The organism is Methylophilus sp. UBA6697 (assembly GCF_002454655.1).
GTDB lineage: Bacteria > Pseudomonadota > Gammaproteobacteria > Burkholderiales > Methylophilaceae > Methylophilus.
This window is the reverse complement of sequence record NZ_DKJH01000005.1, coordinates 48,974-67,249: the sequence shown is the minus strand read 5'-3', so window position 1 is coordinate 67,249 and position 18,276 is coordinate 48,974. Positions and strand designations below refer to the sequence as shown.

The 18,276-nt window shown below is 52.0% G+C and carries 15 protein-coding genes and 1 pseudogene; 9 read left to right on the top strand and 7 right to left on the bottom strand.

Translation table 11 applies throughout. The features are described from left to right. Positions 1–93: 93 nt before the first annotated feature. Both rpiA and mltF read left to right on the top strand, forming a co-directional pair. Complete coding sequence (gene rpiA / locus B3355_RS03200; RefSeq protein WP_019882723.1) at positions 94–768, top strand: ribose-5-phosphate isomerase RpiA; 675 nt, start codon at positions 94–96, stop codon at positions 766–768. Between the two features lie 64 nt (positions 769–832). Continuing rightward, a complete protein-coding gene (gene mltF, locus B3355_RS03195) occupies positions 833–2,254 on the top strand; it encodes a membrane-bound lytic murein transglycosylase MltF (protein ID WP_292780098.1) in 1,422 nt (473 codons plus the stop codon). 15 nt (positions 2,255–2,269) lie between these two features. On the opposite strand, the gene serS is transcribed toward mltF, so the two are convergent. The 4 genes and pseudogenes from serS to B3355_RS03175 form a co-directional block, all read right to left on the bottom strand. Further along, a complete protein-coding gene (serS, locus tag B3355_RS03190) occupies positions 2,270–3,544 on the bottom strand; it encodes a serine--tRNA ligase (protein ID WP_292780096.1) in 1,275 nt (424 codons plus the stop codon). 50 nt (positions 3,545–3,594) lie between these two features. Beyond that, entirely contained in the window at positions 3,595–4,905 is a 1,311-nt protein-coding gene (locus B3355_RS03185) for a replication-associated recombination protein A (protein WP_292780094.1), read from the bottom strand. Between the two features lie 22 nt (positions 4,906–4,927). Then, a complete protein-coding gene (lolA, locus tag B3355_RS03180) occupies positions 4,928–5,551 on the bottom strand; it encodes an outer membrane lipoprotein chaperone LolA (RefSeq protein ID WP_292780091.1) in 624 nt (207 codons plus the stop codon). Beyond that, a pseudogene (locus B3355_RS03175) lies at positions 5,544–7,887 on the bottom strand (DNA translocase FtsK). Before B3355_RS03175 ends, lolA begins: the two are co-directional and overlap by 8 nt. Before the next feature lie 122 nt (positions 7,888–8,009). Between B3355_RS03175 and B3355_RS03170 the strand changes: the two are divergent. The 3 genes from B3355_RS03170 (at position 8,010) to B3355_RS03160 (ending at position 10,124) form a co-directional block, all read left to right on the top strand. Next, positions 8,010–8,471, top strand: coding sequence for a Dps family protein (locus B3355_RS03170; RefSeq protein ID WP_019882731.1), 462 nt, complete (start codon positions 8,010–8,012; stop codon positions 8,469–8,471). A 108-nt stretch (positions 8,472–8,579) separates the two neighbouring features. Beyond that, positions 8,580–9,530, top strand: coding sequence for a thioredoxin-disulfide reductase (gene trxB / locus B3355_RS03165; RefSeq protein WP_292780089.1), 951 nt, complete (start codon positions 8,580–8,582; stop codon positions 9,528–9,530). A 48-nt stretch (positions 9,531–9,578) separates the two neighbouring features. Next, complete coding sequence (locus tag B3355_RS03160) at positions 9,579–10,124, top strand: Smr/MutS family protein (protein ID WP_292780087.1); 546 nt, start codon at positions 9,579–9,581, stop codon at positions 10,122–10,124. Positions 10,125–10,171: 47 nt separating this feature from the next. On the opposite strand, the gene B3355_RS03155 is transcribed toward B3355_RS03160, so the two are convergent. Both B3355_RS03155 and B3355_RS03150 read right to left on the bottom strand, forming a co-directional pair. Further along, on the bottom strand, positions 10,172–10,765 hold the full coding sequence (locus B3355_RS03155; RefSeq protein WP_292780085.1) for a glycine zipper 2TM domain-containing protein: 594 nt from the start codon (positions 10,763–10,765) through the stop codon (positions 10,172–10,174). Positions 10,766–10,890: 125 nt separating this feature from the next. Next, positions 10,891–11,556, bottom strand: a complete 666-nt coding sequence (locus tag B3355_RS03150; RefSeq protein ID WP_029146667.1) for a Crp/Fnr family transcriptional regulator — start codon at positions 11,554–11,556, stop codon at positions 10,891–10,893. A gap of 218 nt (positions 11,557–11,774) precedes the next feature. Between B3355_RS03150 and B3355_RS03145 the strand changes: the two genes are divergently transcribed. Genes B3355_RS03145 through B3355_RS03135 form a run of 3 tightly spaced genes read left to right on the top strand, consistent with a single transcriptional unit; the run spans position 11,775 to position 13,837 of the window. Then, positions 11,775–12,122 (top strand): ArsR/SmtB family transcription factor, encoded by a 348-nt coding sequence (locus tag B3355_RS03145; protein WP_019882737.1) that lies wholly within the window; start codon positions 11,775–11,777, stop codon positions 12,120–12,122. A gap of 9 nt (positions 12,123–12,131) precedes the next feature. Beyond that, positions 12,132–12,563 carry a TIGR01244 family sulfur transferase gene (locus B3355_RS03140; protein WP_292780081.1) on the top strand — a complete coding sequence of 144 codons (432 nt, stop codon included), beginning with the start codon at positions 12,132–12,134 and terminating at the stop codon, positions 12,561–12,563. A 47-nt stretch (positions 12,564–12,610) separates the two neighbouring features. After that, complete coding sequence (locus B3355_RS03135; protein WP_292780079.1) at positions 12,611–13,837, top strand: NAD(P)/FAD-dependent oxidoreductase; 1,227 nt, start codon at positions 12,611–12,613, stop codon at positions 13,835–13,837. A gap of 4 nt (positions 13,838–13,841) precedes the next feature. Here B3355_RS03135 and B3355_RS03130 read toward each other — a convergent pair whose 3' ends face one another. Next, positions 13,842–15,299 carry a M17 family metallopeptidase gene (locus B3355_RS03130; protein ID WP_292780077.1) on the bottom strand — a complete coding sequence of 486 codons (1,458 nt, stop codon included), beginning with the start codon at positions 15,297–15,299 and terminating at the stop codon, positions 13,842–13,844. 300 nt (positions 15,300–15,599) lie between these two features. Between B3355_RS03130 and aceE the strand changes: the two genes are divergently transcribed. Then, on the top strand, positions 15,600–18,269 hold the full coding sequence (gene aceE, locus B3355_RS03125) for a pyruvate dehydrogenase (acetyl-transferring), homodimeric type (protein ID WP_047517372.1): 2,670 nt from the start codon (positions 15,600–15,602) through the stop codon (positions 18,267–18,269). Positions 18,270–18,276: the final 7 nt, after the last annotated feature.

The following is an 18,276-nucleotide window of genomic DNA, read 5'->3' as shown; positions in this document are numbered from 1 at the left end:
TTTGCTATTATAACTGTAAGCGTCCACAGACAGTGACTGAATGACACGCAAGACGCCCGAGCGAACCAGAGATACCAGCACGGAGAATAAACGATGAACGACAAACAAGCCGTCGCGCTGGAAGCCGCCAGCTACGTTAAAAATGACATGATCGTAGGCCTGGGCACAGGATCCACAGCCAATTACTTTATCGACGCACTGGCCGAGCGCCAGCGCACCGAGAACTTACGCATCACCACCGTTGCCAGTTCCAATATCAGCATGATCAAGGCGCAATCCGCCGGACTCACCGTGTTGAGCTTATCGCAACTCAGCCAGATCGACCTGTATGTGGATGGTGCAGACGAAATCACACCAGACAATGCTTTACTCAAAGGCCGTGGCTATGACCTGGTGATGGAAAAGCTGCTGGCCAAGGCAGCCAAACAGTTCATTGTCGTTGCAGATAAAAGCAAACTGGTTAGCCGTATTGGTGAAAACTTTGCGATTCCAATTGAAGTGATGCCTTTTGCCTGGCAAGCGGCCAAACGCAGCCTGGAAGCCATTGGTGGCGTCGGTGAGCTGCGCCAGAATGTGGCCAAAGACGGTTTATCTATCACCAGTTACGGCAGCCTGGTGCTCGACATGCGCTTTGATGCCAGCCTGGATGCCGATCGCTTGAATGCCTTGATTAACAATATCCCCGGCGTCATTGAACACGGCATTTTTGCCAAACTGGCAAGTACCATCCTGATTGCGGACCAAGGGCAGATTGAGACTCGCGTTTAAGCGCCACTCAGGTCTTATGCAGTTCTGTTCAGGCAAGTCAATATGGTCAGTGTGGTTGAAAACCATGCTGATCACGCTATGTGTCACCTTGCTCGCCTGTAGTGACAACAGTGGCCAAAAACACCTGGCACAAACCAAACCCAAGCCAGATCCGTATACCATCCGCTTTGTCACCATCAACAGCCCCAGTACTTACTTCATCGACAGCCAGAATAACTATGCCGGCCTGGAATATGACCTCGCCAAACGCTTTGTCGAATTTCTGGGCCCGCCCTACAAACTCGAATTCATCGTCGTCGACAGTTTTGCCAAAGTGTTCCCGACGCTATTGAGAGGCGATGCTGACATTGCTGCGGCTGACATCAGCATCACACCTGCACGCAAGCGCCAGGTCTTGTTCGGCCCATCCTTTAACCAGGTGCAGGCCATGGTGGTGTATAACCGTGACAAGAATAGTGAGCCCAATAACGCCGATGCCTTATTTGAAAAGCGCATTGTGCTGCCTAAAAGTACCAGCTTTGTCGAGCGCATGCGTGAGTTGCAATCAAAAGCACCGACACTCACCTGGAAAGAAACGGACAAGCTCAGTTCTGAGCAACTGATCGAAGCTGTTGCACGTAATGAGATCGACTTTACGGTAGCAGACAATCACCTCATCGCCATCATGCAATACAACTACCCGCAACTGGATGCGGGCATGATGCTGGGCCAGGCCGATAAAATTGGCTGGGCGCTCAACAAGTTACATGGTGAAGAACGACTGAAACAAGTACAGGCCTTTTTCAAGAAAATCGAAAAAGATGGCACGTTGCGTAACCTGCTGGACCGTTACCATGGTCATACCAAACGCTTGAAGCCTGTGGATGTCACCGCGTTTTTAAGCAAATCACAAACGCTGCTGCCCAGGTATGTGCGTTTATTTAAAGGCGCGCAGGAAATCACTGACATAGACTGGCGCTTGCTGGCGGCATTAAGCTATCAGGAATCACACTGGGATAATTACAGCACCTCGCCAACCAATGTGCGCGGTTTGATGATGCTGACCGAGCAAACCTCCAACATGATGAATGTCACTGACCGGCTGGACCCTAAGCAAAGTGTGATGGCCGGTGCCAAATTCCTGTTATGGATGAAAGACCGCATTCCGTCACGCATCCCCGAGCCTGATCGCACCTTTATGACGCTGGCCGCCTACAATAATGGTGTTGGCCATCTGGAAGACGCGCGGATTATCGCGCAGAAACTAGGATTGAATCCTGACAGCTGGGCAGACGTGAAACGCGGCTACCAACTACTGAATGACCCGGCTTACTACGTCAACGCCAGGCATGGTTACTGTAGCTGTGGCGCGCCGGTCATTTATACAGAGCTGGTGAGAAGCTATTACCAGATCATGCAGAAATACTTCCCGATTTATGATCCAGGCGTAGACCCTTACAAGATTGCAGACATAAAAATGCCTTGGTTGTTAGCCAAGGCATCTTAAACACAGCGATTAAACTTACACGCTTAGCAAGGTCTTGCCACCCATATAAGGCTGCAAAGCTTTAGGAATCGTCACACTACCATCGGCATTTTGGTTATTTTCCAACACTGCCACCAGCGTACGCCCCACCGCCAAACCAGACCCGTTCAGGGTATGCAACAACTCTGGTTTACCATTAGCATTGCGGAAACGTGCCTGTAACCGGCGCGCCTGGAACGCTTCGCAATTAGACACAGAAGAAATCTCACGGTAGGTATTCTGCGCAGGTAACCAGACTTCGAGATCATAAGTTTTAGCCGCGCCAAAGCCCATATCGCCAGTACATAATGAAACGACGCGGTAAGGTAATTCCAGTGCCTGCAAAATCGCTTCCGCATGGCCAACCATCTCTTCCAGCGCATGATAGCTGGTGTCAGGATGCACAATCTGCACCATTTCAACCTTATCAAACTGGTGCTGACGAATCATGCCTTTGGTATCACGGCCATAAGAACCCGCCTCTGAGCGGAAGCAAGGCGTATGTGCGGTTAATTTAATCGGCAAACTATCCGCCGCCACAATCTCGTCGCGCACGGTGTTGGTCAGCGTGACTTCTGAAGTGGGGATCAGGTACAGTTTGCTGTCATTATGCGGCGTCGCAAACAGGTCTTCTTCAAACTTGGGCAATTGGCCGGTGCCAACCAAAGTTTCGCGGTTAACCATATAAGGCGTGTAACACTCGGTATAGCCATGCTTGTCGGTTTGCGTATCCAGCATAAACTGGGCAATCGCACGATGCAATTTGGCAATCTGGCCTTTCATCAGCGTAAAACGCGCACCAGAGAGTTTGGCACCGGTATCAAAATCTAATCCCAATGGTGCGCCAACGTCAGCATGGTCTTTGACTTCAAAGTCAAAGCTACGTGGTGTGCCCCAACGACGTGCTTCTACATTTTGGCTTTCATCCTGGCCCACAGGCACGCTGTCATGCGGCAAATTAGGCACATTCAGCATCAGCGCCTGCATACTAGCCTGAATCTCGCTCAACTGCGCTTCTGCCGCTTTTAGCTCGTCGCCCAAACCAGCCACCTCGGCCAAAATCGCACTGGCATCCTCACCTTTGGACTTGGCAATGCCAATTTGCTTGGAAGCAGCATTACGTTTGGCTTGCAGATTCTCGGTATTGGTCTGAATGGTTTTACGTTGTGCTTCCAGTGCGGTGAACTCCGCTGCCGGAAAAGCAAACTTGCGTGCCGCCAGGCGGGCGACTACATTATCCAAATCATTTCTCAGTTGTTGTATATCTAACATATATGCTTTCTATTTTTATCCGCGTGCATCTGCGTTTATCTGCGGCAGAATTACTTTTTCGCTTTTCTATCCAGTTCTTTCAGGTGCTGCAATTTTTCGCCTATTTTACCTTCCAAACCACGTGGTGTGGGTTGGTAAAATGGCTGGGCTTCCAAATCATCTGGAAAGTAATGCTCGCCCGCCGCATAGGCACCAGGCTCATTGTGCGCATAACGATATTCTTTGCCGTAATCCAGCGCTTTCATCAGTTTGGTCGGCGCATTTCTGAGGTGTAGCGGCACCGGCCTGGACTTGTCTTGCGCCACAAAGGCCTTGGCCTGATTATAGGCCATATAGCCTGCATTGCTTTTAGCGGCCACGGCCAGGTAAATCACCGCTTGCGCCAGCGCCAGCTCACCTTCGGGACTACCCAGGCGCTCGAATGTCAGTGCTGCGTCGTTGGCGATCTGCATGGCGCGTGGATCGGCCAGGCCGATATCTTCCCAAGCCATGCGGATAATGCGGCGCGCCAGGTACAAGGGCTCGGCACCGCCATCCAGCATACGCATCAACCAATAGAGCGCCGCGTCCGGGTTAGAGCCACGCACGGATTTGTGCAAGGCAGAAATCTGGTCATAAAAAGCTTCGCCACCTTTGTCAAATCGGCGCAACTTGCTGGCCATGGTCGACTGCAAAAAAGACTCGTCTATGCTGTCAACTTTGGCCGAGACAGCCCCATTGAACAAGCCTTCGGCGAAGTTGAGCAAGCGCCTGGCATCGCCGTCAGCGTAGGCTAATACTTGCTCGGTGACAGTATCATCCAATGTGATGTCTGGCGCCACCTTCAGCCGTGCGCGCTCTAACAGCTCGGCCAGTTCGTCCTCAGTCAATGCATTCAGCACAAATACCTGAGCACGGCTTAACAGTGCGCTGTTCACCTCAAATGAAGGGTTCTCGGTAGTTGCCCCAATAAACGTAATCAGGCCACTTTCAACATACGGTAAAAAAGCATCTTGCTGGCCTTTATTAAACCGGTGCACCTCATCGACAAACAAAATGGTGTTACGCCCGGTTTGTTGCAAGGTGTGCTCAGCACGCTCTACGGCTTCGCGGATATCTTTAATGCCCGACAACACAGCGGACAAAGGCACAAACTCAGCCTCTGCGGTTTGTGCAATCAGGCGTGCCAAGGTCGTTTTACCGACACCCGGTGGCCCCCACAAAATCATGGATGGCAATTTGCCAGACTCAAACGCGCGACGTAAAGGTTTACCTTCACCGAGTAAATGCGTTTGCCCAACGACTTCGTCCAGGATTTTGGGGCGTAGCTGCTCCGCAAGAGGCGCAGAAGCAGGCGTTTGTGGTTCAAACAGAGAGGACATGCTAGTTTTGATGCGCAGGCGATTATTCGCCCACCACATCTACCCCTTTGGGAATCGAGAACAGGAACTGGTTGGTATTCAGGCTTGGGTTGGCCTCAACATTGGAAAACACAATATGCGTGCTTTGCCCAAAAGCATCCACCAGGCGCATTTCGGCCAATTTGCTATGGTCAAACGAGATAATCACCACCTGAAAACCGCTGTCTTTCTGCTTGGGTTTAGCCTGCACGCGCTGCAGCCCTTCAAAATCGAGCAAACGCGAGAGGCGAAAACTTTCTTCGACATTTGGCCCACCCGCCAGCAATGCGGCCGGACTGGTGCCCAACACTTTATCCACCGTGCGCACCGTGACTTGTTGTAAATCGACATCGAACAAAAACACCTGACGGCCATCGCTAATAATTTGCTGCTCGTAAGGCTTTTGATAATCCCAGCGAAACTTGTTCGGGCGCTGCAACAACATGGTGCCGTTGACCTCTTGCAATTTGCGCCCTTTTTGGTCAAACACCGTTTGCTTGAAGTTGGCACGCATGGCTTGTGTGCTTTGATAAAACTGTTTTAAATCATCGACGCCATCGGCCAATGCCGCTGACATCACACACCAGCCGCTAAACGCGATCAGCGCTTTGATCAATTTTTTATTCATGGTCCCCTCCAGCTTTTACCAGTACTTCACGATTGCCATTACTTTGCATGGCAGAGACCAGTCCGGCACGTTCCATATCTTCAATTAATCTTGCAGCACGGTTGTAACCGATACGCAGTTGGCGTTGTACCGATGAAATTGAGGCACGGCGTGTCTTCAACACAATCGCCACCGCTTCATCATACAACGGGTCTTTTTCACCGCCAGCATCACTGCCACCCGGCAAGGCATCCATATCGCCACCCTCAGTCTCATTGGTGAGAATGCCTTCGATGTAGTTTGGTTCGCCTTGTGCCTTGAGGAAATTGACCACATTGTGCACTTCGCCATCGCTGACAAACGCGCCGTGAATACGCTGCGGATAACCGCTGCCTGGCGGCAGGTAAAGCATATCGCCCTGCCCCAGCAAAGTCTCAGCGCCCATCTGGTCTAAAATGGTGCGCGAGTCAATCTTACTCGACACCTGGAACGCAACGCGTGTCGGCACGTTGGCTTTAATCAGGCCGGTCAATACGTCNNTTGGCTTTAATCAGGCCGGTAATCACGTCTACCGATGGCCGCTGTGTGGCAAGCACCAGGTGGATGCCTGAAGCACGCGCTTTTTGCGCCAGTCGTGCAATCAGTTCTTCCACTTTCTTGCCCACCACCATCATCAGGTCGGCCAATTCGTCGATCATCACCACGATCAATGGCATTTCTTCCAATGGCTCTGGTTCATCCGGCGTTAAGCTGAACGGATGCGGAATCGAGACGCCCTGCTTTTTCGCCTCCTGTATCTTCTGGTTATACCCGGCCAGGTTACGCACACCTAGCGTAGACATCAGTTTGTAACGACGCTCCATCTCTGCCACGCACCAGTTCAATGCGTTAGCGGCCTGGCGCATATCCGTCACCACCGGCGCCAGCAGATGCGGGATACCTTCATAGACTGAAAGCTCCAGCATTTTCGGGTCGATCAGGATCATGCGCACGCGGCTGGCTTCTGACTTATACAACAAGCTTAAAATGAGGGCGTTAATCGCCACCGACTTACCGGAACCGGTGGTACCTGCCACCAGCACATGCGGCATTTTCGCCAGGTCGGCCACAATCGGCTTGCCAGCAATATCTTTACCCATGGCAATCGCCAGCGGCGAGCTCTGGTCGGCATAAGCCTGGCTACCCATGATTTCAGACAGCGACACAATCTGGCGTTTAGGGTTAGGAATCTCCAGGCCCATAAAGCTTTTGCCAGGGATAGTTTCGACCACGCGCACACTGATCACAGACAGCGCCCGCGCCAGGTCTTTGGCCAGGTTGGTGATCTGGCTACCCTTCACGCCGGGGGCCGGGTCCAGCTCATAGCGTGTAATCACCGGGCCAGGTTGTGCCGTGACCACTTTGACTTCAATGCCAAAGTCCATCAGCTTGCGCTCGATCAGGCGCGAGGTGAAATCCAGTGTTTCGGCAGATTGCAACTCAACCGACTGGTTAGGCGCATCCAGCAAATGCAGTGGCGGCAAGCCTTCCTGCTCAATCGCAGCAAACAACACAGCCTGCTTTTCTTTCACCACACGTTCACTGGGTTCAATCACCACTTCCGGCACGGTAATTTCAACCGGCTTGCGGTCTTCAACCCGCTTGCGCTCGGCCTCGACAAACTCTTCGCGTGCCTGCAATGCCTGGCGACCCACTTTACGGTCCTGACTATCCTGGTATTTGAGCAGGCTCCACTGGTAAAACTGGATCACCCACTCGCCCAATTGCTCGCTCATGGCGATCAGTGACCAGCTGGTAAACAGGCTGAACGAAATGGCAAACAACACCAGCAGCAGCATGGTAGAGCCAGCAAATCCAAACATATTGCGTAGCAGATGATCAATGCCACTACCAATCACGCCACCTTGCTTGAGCGGGAAATCGGCCGGAAAACTCACCAGGTGACCAGACTCCAGTGCTGCAGAAGCCAGCAGCATCAGGGCAAAGCCGACACCATTCAACCACCAGTCATGCTTTTCAACCGGGTCCAGATGCAAGCGCTGGTACATGAGCCAGACCATGTAAAAGGCCAGCACCACAAACCACCACGATGAGAAACCAAATAAAGAGAGGAAAATATCTGACACCCAGGCGCCCACAGTCCCGCCCGCATTGTGGATGATGTCATGTTCGCCAATCGCATGTGTCCAGCCTGGATCCTCATGCGAATAAGTCGCTAAAATCACCGCCAGGAACACGCCCAATGCGGCCAGCGCAATCCATGACACCTCACGCAGCAGTTTGGCATCACGCAGCTGTTTCTCCGTCGAAACTTTTTCAAGACGGACGTTAGCAACTTTTTTCTTATTAAAAAACAATATGTTGTCTCTTTCTTTGCAAGAGTGAACTTAAATGATTATAGCAAAATCAAATTGCAGTCAGGGAGACGAGGTTCTAAAATAAACAAATCACATCTATAAATCACACCCATGGAGAGCATATGGATATCGGAATTAACAATGAAAATCGCCAGGAAATCGCGCAGGGTTTGTCCAAACTGCTGGCTGACACCTACACTTTATATTTGAAAACGCACTATTTTCATTGGAACGTCACTGGACCAATGTTCAACACTTTGCACCTGATGTTTGAAACCCAGTACACCGAGCTGGCACTGGCGGTTGACTTGGTGGCAGAGCGTATTCGTTCATTGGGCGTGTATGCGCCTGGCACCTATGCCCAGTTTGCCAAACTGACCTCGATTGAAGAAACCATTGATGTACCTAAAGCCAACGACATGATCCGTGAACTGGTTGCTGGTCACGAAGCAGTCTGCCGCACGGCGCGCAGTGTGTTTCCGGCAGCAGAAAAAGCCTCTGACGAAGCCACGGCTGACTTGCTGACCCAACGCCTGCAACTGCATGAAAAAACAGCATGGATGTTACGCAGTTTGCTTGAGTAAGGCGACTGAAACCTTTCTTTAAAGACATTAAGTGAGATGGGCATTTAAATCACAGATGCCCATCCCCATCTACATAAAAATAATTCACCAAACACTGGAAATCCCATCATGGCAACAAAACATGCCCGTTTAATGATTCTTGGCTCAGGCCCTGCTGGCTACACCGCAGCGGTCTATGCTGCTCGCGCTAACCTCAACCCGGTGTTGATTACCGGCCTGGCCCAAGGCGGCCAGCTGATGACAACCACTGAGGTCGATAACTGGCCTGCCGATGCCAATGGCGTCATGGGTCCGGAGTTGATGGCGCGTTTTCAGCAACACGCCGAGCGTTTTAATACCGAGATGATTTTTGACCATATCCACACCACGCACCTCAAAGAAAAACCGATCCGCCTGGTTGGTGATAACGGTGAGTACACCTGCGATGCCCTGATTATTGCTACGGGTGCGTCAGCTAAATACCTGGGCTTGCCAAGTGAAGAGGCCTTTGCCGGTAAAGGCGTATCTGCCTGCGCCACATGTGATGGCTTTTTCTACCGCAACCAGGAAGTCGCCGTGATTGGCGGCGGCAATACGGCCGTTGAAGAAGCCTTGTACCTGGCTAATATTGCCAGCAAGGTGACCTTGGTACACCGCCGCGACAAATTCAAGGCCGAAGCGATCCTGGTCGATAAACTGATGGACCGCGTCAAGGAAGGCAAGATCGTACTGGAAACCTTCCACACGCTGGATGAAGTATTAGGCGACAACACTGGCGTAACCGGCATGCGCGTGAAAGATGTGAATGCTGGCACCACCAAAGATATTGCTCTCAAAGGCGTGTTTATCGCCATTGGTCACCAGCCAAATACGCAGATTTTTGAAGGCCAGCTGGAGATGGAAGGCGGTTATATTGTGACGCAAACCGGCCGTCAGGGTAATTTTACTGCCACCAATATTCCTGGTGTATTTGCTGCCGGCGACGTGCAAGACCATATCTACCGCCAGGCCGTCACCAGTGCCGGCACCGGTTGTATGGCAGCGCTGGATGCCGAGCGCTATTTGACCAGCCTGGAGTAAATCTAGCTGCTGAAATAAAGAAGCGCACCCCNNCATTAAAATCAAACCATGTCACAAGAGTTGCCGGACAAAGACGAAAATGATCTGACACTGTTTCACGAAGCAGTCAAAGGCGCACGCCCGGTCAAAACCAATCGTATTTCGCATGCGCCCAAAAAACCGAAACCGATCCCGCGGCAACTGATTAAAGACGAACAACAGGCCCTGGTGGATTCGTTGAGCGATCATTATATTCCCGCCCACGAACTAGAAAGCGGCGAAGAGTTACTGTATTTGCGCGATGGCCAATCGCCCATGGTGCTGAGCAAACTGCGCCGTGGCCATTGGGTGGTGCAGGCACACATAGATTTGCATGGCCTGATCAGCGACGAAGCCAGGCTATACGTGTCTGAATTTATTGCCGATTGCAAAAAACGCGGCTTGCGCTGCGTGCGCATTGTGCATGGCAAAGGCCTGGGCTCGCGTAACAAAGAGCCCGTGCTTAAACACAAATTGCGCAACTGGCTGATGCAAAAAGATGAAGTCATTGCCTATGCCCAGGCGCGCGCCAACGATGGCGGCAGCGGTGCCGTAATTGTGCTGCTTAAAGCATAATAAGCGCAATGCCATTCACTGGCATCGCGCTTATTCATCACACCTAATTACCAATATTGACGATGCTGGTGCGGCCCACGACCTTGCATCGCCGCCGGACGATATCCTGGCGCTGGCATAGGTTGAATCTGCACCACATTCGGTCTGACTGACACGGCCACATCCAATACCGGGCCTGGGTCTCTGTCCATCAGGGTTGAATATTGACGACCCTGGTATTCATAATTCACCATATAGCCGGTGGTCACGGCTTGCCACTGGTCTACCATCACACACTGCTCCACCGGGCGTGTCACGATGCGCTCGTTGCCATAGGCATTCTGGTTACCGACACGATCACCCACAATCGCACCCACACCGGCGCCGACTGCAGCGGCAGCAATACGGCCATTACCACGGCCAATAGTACTGCCTAACAAACCACCGGCGACACCACCGACAATCGCGCCCGTGTTAGAGCGATTAGATTCATACACACTTTCACGCACATATTCGGTACGGCATTCCTGGCGTGGTTGATTGATTTGTTGCACTTGCGGTGCGACCGACAACACTCTGGCCCGGTCGATATATTCGGCATCGGCAAACGCACTCTGGCTCGCCGCCATCATAACTACGCTGGATAAGATTAATTTACGCATCCTAGTTTTCCTCTCTTGAAGCACACTGCTTAATGCAGTTATGTTGTTAACGTGCATTCAATCACGAGAGATGACGCAGGGATGTATCGAAGCCGGGAGAATTTTGTATCTGGGCAGATACAGTATTACTGGCTGCTGTTAGCCAGTTTGAGCAATTCGCCACGCTGCTGGATTTCAATCACGCCGCGCCCCATGGTGAGCCAGCCTTTTTGTTCCAGGCGCTTTAACTGGCGGCTGATCACCTCACGCGCCGTACCCAATTCATCGGCAATTTGCTGATGCGTGCGTTGAATCGTGTTATTACCCATGTCCAGCAGCCATTTGGCCAGGCGTGCATCCAGCGTTTGAAAGGCGACCTCATCCAGCAACACGATCAAGTCGCTGATCAAGGCGCCATAATTTTGCATCACGTATTGCCTGAATACCGGTGAATCGATCATGAGTTTATGGAAAGTCGTATCCGGCACAATCACATCCTGAATTTCCTCTTCGACAATGGTCGAAGCCGGATACTGGCTATTGCCCAGCAAACAGGTCGTGGTGATGACACAGGTTTCACCGGCGCCGACGCGGTACAACACAATCTCGCGGCCACTGGCTGACATTTTATAGACACGCGAGCGGCCTTTAAGCCGCAGCACATAACCACCGCAATGGTCGCCTTCACGATAGCCTATGGTGCCTATCGGCGCCTCTACGATACGTGCATATTGCGTCAGCAGCTTTTTAGCGGTGTCTTCCAGCGCTTCCAGTTCAGGAAACAAACTGATCCATGAAAGTGATTGCATCATCCCGATAACCCCCAGTGTTTTTTATTGTGATGGTGAGGGTTGCCGCAGCGGCCTCTCACTTTTAATTTGTGCGACAAACTTTACCACAGATTGATTTCAAACAATGATCACGGTCAAGCACTTAAGTGTTAAAGCGTACACAATCTATGACAACAGGTTTATGATTGAATTTCAACGTATAAATAGTATAAAAAATAAATGATGATTCTAGGGGTATTATGCAAACTTCGGATATTGCGGTGGATCTTTTTGACCAGTTAAGAGCATCGGCCGATCAGGCCAGCCAGTTAATGAAAGCAATGGCAAACACTGATCGGTTGTTGCTGTTATGTCAGTTATCACAAGGCGAGAAATCGGTCAGCGAGCTGGAAAACAACCTGAATTTAAGGCAACCCAGCCTGTCGCAACAATTAACCGTACTACGCGAGGCGCAACTGGTGAGCACCCGCCGTGAAGGCAAAAATGTGTTTTACAGCATAGGCAGCCCGGCGGCCCTGGCGGTGATTCAGGTACTGCATCGCGAGTTTTGCCAAAAGACAGCAACCGCGCAACTCAAAAGCGCATAGGAAAGAAAGATGGACATCAAAACAATTGATCGACGCTACAGTGTGAGCGACCAGTTAACGGCAACAGACCTGGATGCACTGGCAGCCAACGGTATCAAGCTGGTTGTGAATTTTCGGCCAGATGGCGAAGGCGGCGATGCGCAGCCCCTCAGCGCGACACTTGCCGCAAAAGCAGCCTCACTGGGCATCGCCTACGCGGATATCCCGGTGTTACCCAACCAAATCAGGCCTGAGCATGTGCAGCAATTGCAGGCCCTGCTGAATATGCACCCAGGCCCTGTACTCGGGTTTTGCAGGACAGGTAACCGGGCCAGCCAGGTGTATCAACAAGCATTACATAACGGCCCGGCTTCTGCAGAAACGGCTGCCAAACCTGCCTGCTGCCAGTCTTCCGAACAAACAGGCTTACTGCATAAAGTTAAAAGCTGGCTAAGCCCTTAACCTTACCAACGTCTTCATTATTAGAAAATTAGAAAAACTTTCATCTCATGCAAAAAACCAATTTCGACATTGTGATTATAGGCGGCGGCTCAGCCGGTTGCGCCATTGCAGCCAGCCTGAAAAAACGCGCACCGGCACTAAGCATTGCCATCATAGAGCCTTCTGAGCAGCACTATTACCAGCCAGCCTGGACCCTGGTCGGTGCCGGTGAATTTGACGCCCAGAAAACGGTACGTCCTATGGCGTCTTGCATTCCGTCCGGTGTCACCTGGCTACAGGCTGCAGTCACCAGCTTTCAGCCGGAACAACAGCAAGTCAGCACCGACAAGCTGGGCAACATTCAATATCAGCAACTGGTGGTTGCTGCGGGCCTTAAACTCAACTGGGCAGGGATTAAAGGCTTGCCAGAAACGCTGGGCCAGCATGGCGTGACCTCTAACTACCGTTTCGACCTGGCGCCTTACACCTGGCAGTTAGTGCAACAATTGCAATCCGGTAAAGCCTTGTTTACCCAGCCACCCATGCCAATCAAATGTGCGGGCGCACCACAAAAAGCCTTGTATCTCTCCTGTGCCGAGTGGCTGGGCAAGGGACGCCTGGGCAATATCAAAGCGTCGTTCTACAGCAGTACGCCTGCGCTGTTTGGCGTCAAGGAGTACGTGGAGCCGCTGATGCAATATATCCGCCGCTATCAGGTAGATTTGCATTTGAACAGCACATTAGTCGAAGTGGATGGCCCCGGTAAAACAGCCTGGTTTAATGTGAAAGATGCCGACGGCAATATCAACCGTGTCAGCGAGTCGTTTGACCTATTGCATGTAGTACCGCCACAAGTTGCGCCAGACTTTATCAAGCAAAGCCCGTTAGCCAATGCCGATGGCTGGGTGGAAGTCGATCAACACAGCTTGCAGCATGTGCGTTACCCGGAGATTTTCGGCGTCGGTGATTGTACCAATACACCGAATGCAAAAACGGCTGCCGCTGCGCGCAAGCAAGTGGTGATTGCGGCCGAGAACTTGCTGGCCGCCCGCGCAGGCCTCGCCCTGCCTTCACGTTATGATGGTTATGGCTCCTGCCCGCTCACCGTAGAAAAAGGCAAAATCATCCTGGCCGAGTTTGGTTATGGTGGCAAAATCGTGCCGACCTTTCCCTGGGACTCGACCAAGCCTCGCCGCAGTGCCTGGTGGCTAAAAAAATATATATTGCCTTCTCTGTACTGGCACCTGATGCTCAAAGGCCGTGAGTGGCTGGCACGTTGCAGCGCTTGTGGTTAAGCTTCTACTTGCCTGCCATAAAAGCCTGCAACCATTGCAAGGTGAGCGCCACGCCAAAGCCGTTCACCTCGCTGGCCACAGCGCCCAAGCCCTCTTTGTGCGCATAAGACGATAAATCGACGTGGCACCAGTCCACGTCACCCTCGATAAACTTACCTAAAAAGCGAGCTGCCAGGATATGGTCAGCATCGCTATCCATGGTGCACTGCTTGATATCAGCGATGTCGCTATCGAGCTCGCTGTCATAGTCCTCAGCGTAAGGGAAAGCCACGACGCGCTCACCACTCACCGCACCCGCTTCCATCATCTGGTTTGCCAAGGCCTGGCGATTAGCCACAATGCCGCTCATGCGAGAACCCAGCGCCGTTTGCATACTGCCGGTCAGTGTAGCGTAATCTACCATCACATCTGGTTTGTCACGACTCGCCAAGGTCAAGGTATCAGCCAGCACCATACGACCTTCGGCATCCGTATGTACGATTTCGATGCTCATGCCATTCAGGGCGGTGATCACATCATTCTGCTTGTAAGCGTTAGGGCCAATATGGTTTTGTGCCAGTGCCAGCCAGCAATCCACATTGATGGGCAACGCTTGCGCACTGATGGCCTGCAACACACCCACCGCCACTGCGCTGCCGTTCATATCCTGGTGCATGCCCTGCATATATTTGGCTGACTTTAAATTATGGCCGCCAGTATCAAAACAAATGCCCTTCCCAACCAGTGCCAGCGTTTTTTCAGCTTGCGGATGGCGGTAAGATAGTTTGACGATGGCGGCATCTTGCGGCTCAGAGCCTTGTGCCACGGCGACAAATGCACCTGCGCCCAGTTGGCGCAGTACCTCGGTGTCCCACTCGGCATATTGCCAGCCTTTTTCGCTGGCCATGGTCTGCAGACATTGCCGGTACAAGGCTGGCGTCAGCATATTGGGCGGCGTCATGGTCAGTGCACGGCAAACGGTATTGCCAGCCACCAATGCCGTAACTTCATCAGTCCAGGCAATATCGGCAACACCAAACACGCCGATTTCACGCAGTTTCTGGCTGGCAGATTTTTGTTTCAGCACGGGCAAGGCTTGTGCATTCACCAGGGTGACATAAGCTGCCAATCTGGCGAGTGAGGCCGCATGTTTCTTAGAAAGTATTGCCAGGGCAATACGTGCCGGATGCTCGCTGAGTAAAGGTTTGATGGCCGTACGCAACAATGTAGTCACGCCGAATGCGGATGCCGTAGCCTCCACCTGGCACAGGCTGACCAGTGTGCCATCAACCAACTCCAGCGTGACGGGTTTATCTTTTAAATCGGCTGCGGTGAGGCCAGCACGCTGCAATTTAAGCGCCAGCGCATCCGCAAATGGCAATGACGAAAAAAACTTTTCTTCAAACACGACCAATATATGCTTGGCATAAGCTGATAATAAGGTTGAACTGACTTCAGAAGTTTGGGACCACTCGATGCGCATATCTTTAGAAAACACTCTTATATAAAACATTAAATAAACGTAGCAAATACCTGTAGTTAGGCATGATTCATTCATGCAAAACTTGACCAAAAGCGCCAAAAAAGAGACACTTACAGTTGATAGCTAGGTTGCTGAGGCTCATCACCTAAATTCAGCAACGTGTTACCATAAAAGCAGTGTCCAATTTCGGAATCCCTTCTTGGTAATCAACACTTTCCTCAGCGCTAGGCATGGCCAGGTGCGGGATACTAGGTGCTAGATTATACGCATAGCGACTAAAAACTCGGAGAATCCTCACGCATGGCAACGCATTCGCAAGCACACCTCAATGAAACCGACGCACAAGAAACGCAAGAATGGCTAGAAGCCCTCAGTGCCGTCATTGAGAATGAAGGGCCAGAACGCGCCCACTTCCTGCTGGAAGCAATGATTGATCAGGCCCGCCGTTCCGGCGGCCATTTGCCTTATAAGGCAACCACCTCTTACGTCAATACCATCCCCACCCACTTGCAGGGCAAACTGCAAGGTGACCCGGAGATGGAACGCCGTGTACGCGCCCTGATTCGCTGGAATGCGATCATGACCGTGTTGCGTGCCAACGAGAAATCGCCAGGGATTGGCGGCCATATTGCCAGCTTCCAGTCAGCAGCAACGCTATACGATGTAGGTTTTAACCACTTTTTCCGCGCTGCCAATGAAAGTTTTGGCGGCGACTGTATTTACTTCCAGGGCCACTCCTCACCGGGTGTGTATGCGCGCGCTTTCCTTGAGGGCCGTATCTCTGAAGAGCAAATGGACAACTTCCGCCAGGAAACGGGTGGCAATGGCCTGTCCAGCTACCCTCACCCTTGGTTGATGCCTGATTTCTGGCAGTTCCCAACCGTATCTATGGGCCTGGGCCCATTGGCTGGTATTTACCAAGCACGTTTCCTCAAATACCTGCATAACCGCGGCATCGCCGATACGGCTGACCGTAAGGTATGGGTATTCTGCGGTGATGGCGAGATGGACGAGCCAGAATCACAAGGCGCGATTTCACTGGCTGCACGCGAAGGCCTGGATAACCTGATTTTTGTCATTAACTGTAACTTGCAACGCCTGGATGGTCCAGTGCGCGGCAACGGCAAAATTATCCAAGAACTCGAATCCAACTTCCGCGGTGCAGGCTGGAACGCGATCAAGGTCATCTGGGGCTCCTACTGGGATCCACTGCTGGCCATGGATAAAGACGGTATTCTGCGCAAACGTATGGAAGAATGCGTGGACGGCGAGTACCAGAACTTCAAGCAAAAAGGTGGCGCGTACACACGTGAGCACTTCTTTGGCAAATATCCTGAGCTGCGTGAAATGGTCGCGGCCATGTCAGATGCTGATATCTGGCGCCTGAACCGTGGCGGCCACGATCCACACAAAGTATTTGCAGCTTACCAGTCTGCAGTGAACCACAAGGGTCAACCTACCGTTATCTTGGCTAAAACCGTTAAAGGCTATGGCATGGGTGAAGCTGGTGAAGGCCAGAACACCACGCACCAGCAAAAAAGCATGGATATCGCTTCACTGAAAGCGTTCCGTGACCGCTTTGACTTGCCATTGACTGACGAGCAAGTAGAAAATCTGTCTTACTACCGTCCGACCGAAGACAGCCCGGAAATCAAATACATGATGGAACGCCGCTCTGCTTTGGGTGGCTTTGTGCCTAGCCGTCGCCGTAAAGGTAACGAGCTGACCGTGCCTGAACTATCTGCATTTGAAAACATGCTCGGTGCGACCGGTGAGCGTGAAATTTCAACCACCATGGCATTCGTACGTATCCTGTCTACGCTGGTACGTGACAAGCAAGTGGGCAAATACGTGGTGCCTATCGTGCCAGACGAAGCGCGTACCTTCGGTATGGAAGGCATGTTCCGTCAATTGGGTATTTACTCTTCTGTCGGCCAACTGTACGAGCCACAAGATTCTGACCAGGTGATGTTCTATAAAGAATCTCAAAGTGGCCAGATTCTGGAAGAAGGCATTAACGAGGCTGGCTCTTTTGCCAGCTGGCTGGCCGCCGCGACGTCTTATAGCGTCACCGGCACGCAAATGATTCCGTTCTATATCTACTACTCCATGTTTGGTTTCCAGCGCATCGGCGACTTTGCCTGGGCCGCCGGTGACAGCCGCGCACGCGGCTTCTTGCTGGGTGCCACCGCAGGCCGTACCACGCTGAACGGTGAAGGTTTGCAACACGAAGATGGCCATAGCCACCTGATGTCTGCGACGATTCCTAACTGCGTGTCTTACGACCCGACCTTCGCTTACGAACTGGCCGTGATCATTCAGGAAGGGATGCGCCGCATGGTGCAAAATCAGGAAGATGTGTATTACTACATCACCCTGATGAACGAAAACTATACCCACCCTGCCATGCCGGAAGGCAGTGCCGAGGGCATCCTCAAAGGCATGTATAGCTTCAGCAAGTCCAAAGCCAAAGGTCCTAAGGTTCAGTTAATGGGTTCCGGCGTGATTTTGCGTGAAGTGATTGCGGCCGCTGAATTACTGGAAAAAGACTGGGGCGTGTCTGCTGACGTGTGGAGCGTGACCAGCTTTACCGAGTTGCGCCGCGATGGTATTGATGCCGAGCGTCACAACCTGCTGAACCCGGAAGCCAAGCCTAAGTTAAGCTACGTTGCTCAAGCCTTGGCAAAAGCTGAAGGTCCAGTGATTGCGTCCACTGACTATATGCGTTCGTTTGCTGACCAGATCCACAACTATGTCCCTAATCGCTTTGTCGCACTGGGCACCGATGGTTATGGCCGTTCAGATTCTCGCGAAGCACTACGCAGCTTCTTTGAAGTTGACCGCTACTACGTGGTACTCGCCGCACTGAAAGCGTTGGCGGATGACGGCAAGCTGCCAGCAAGCAAAGCGACCGAAGCGATCAAAAAATATAATATCGACATTACTCGTGCCAACCCGGCCACGATCTAAGGTCACG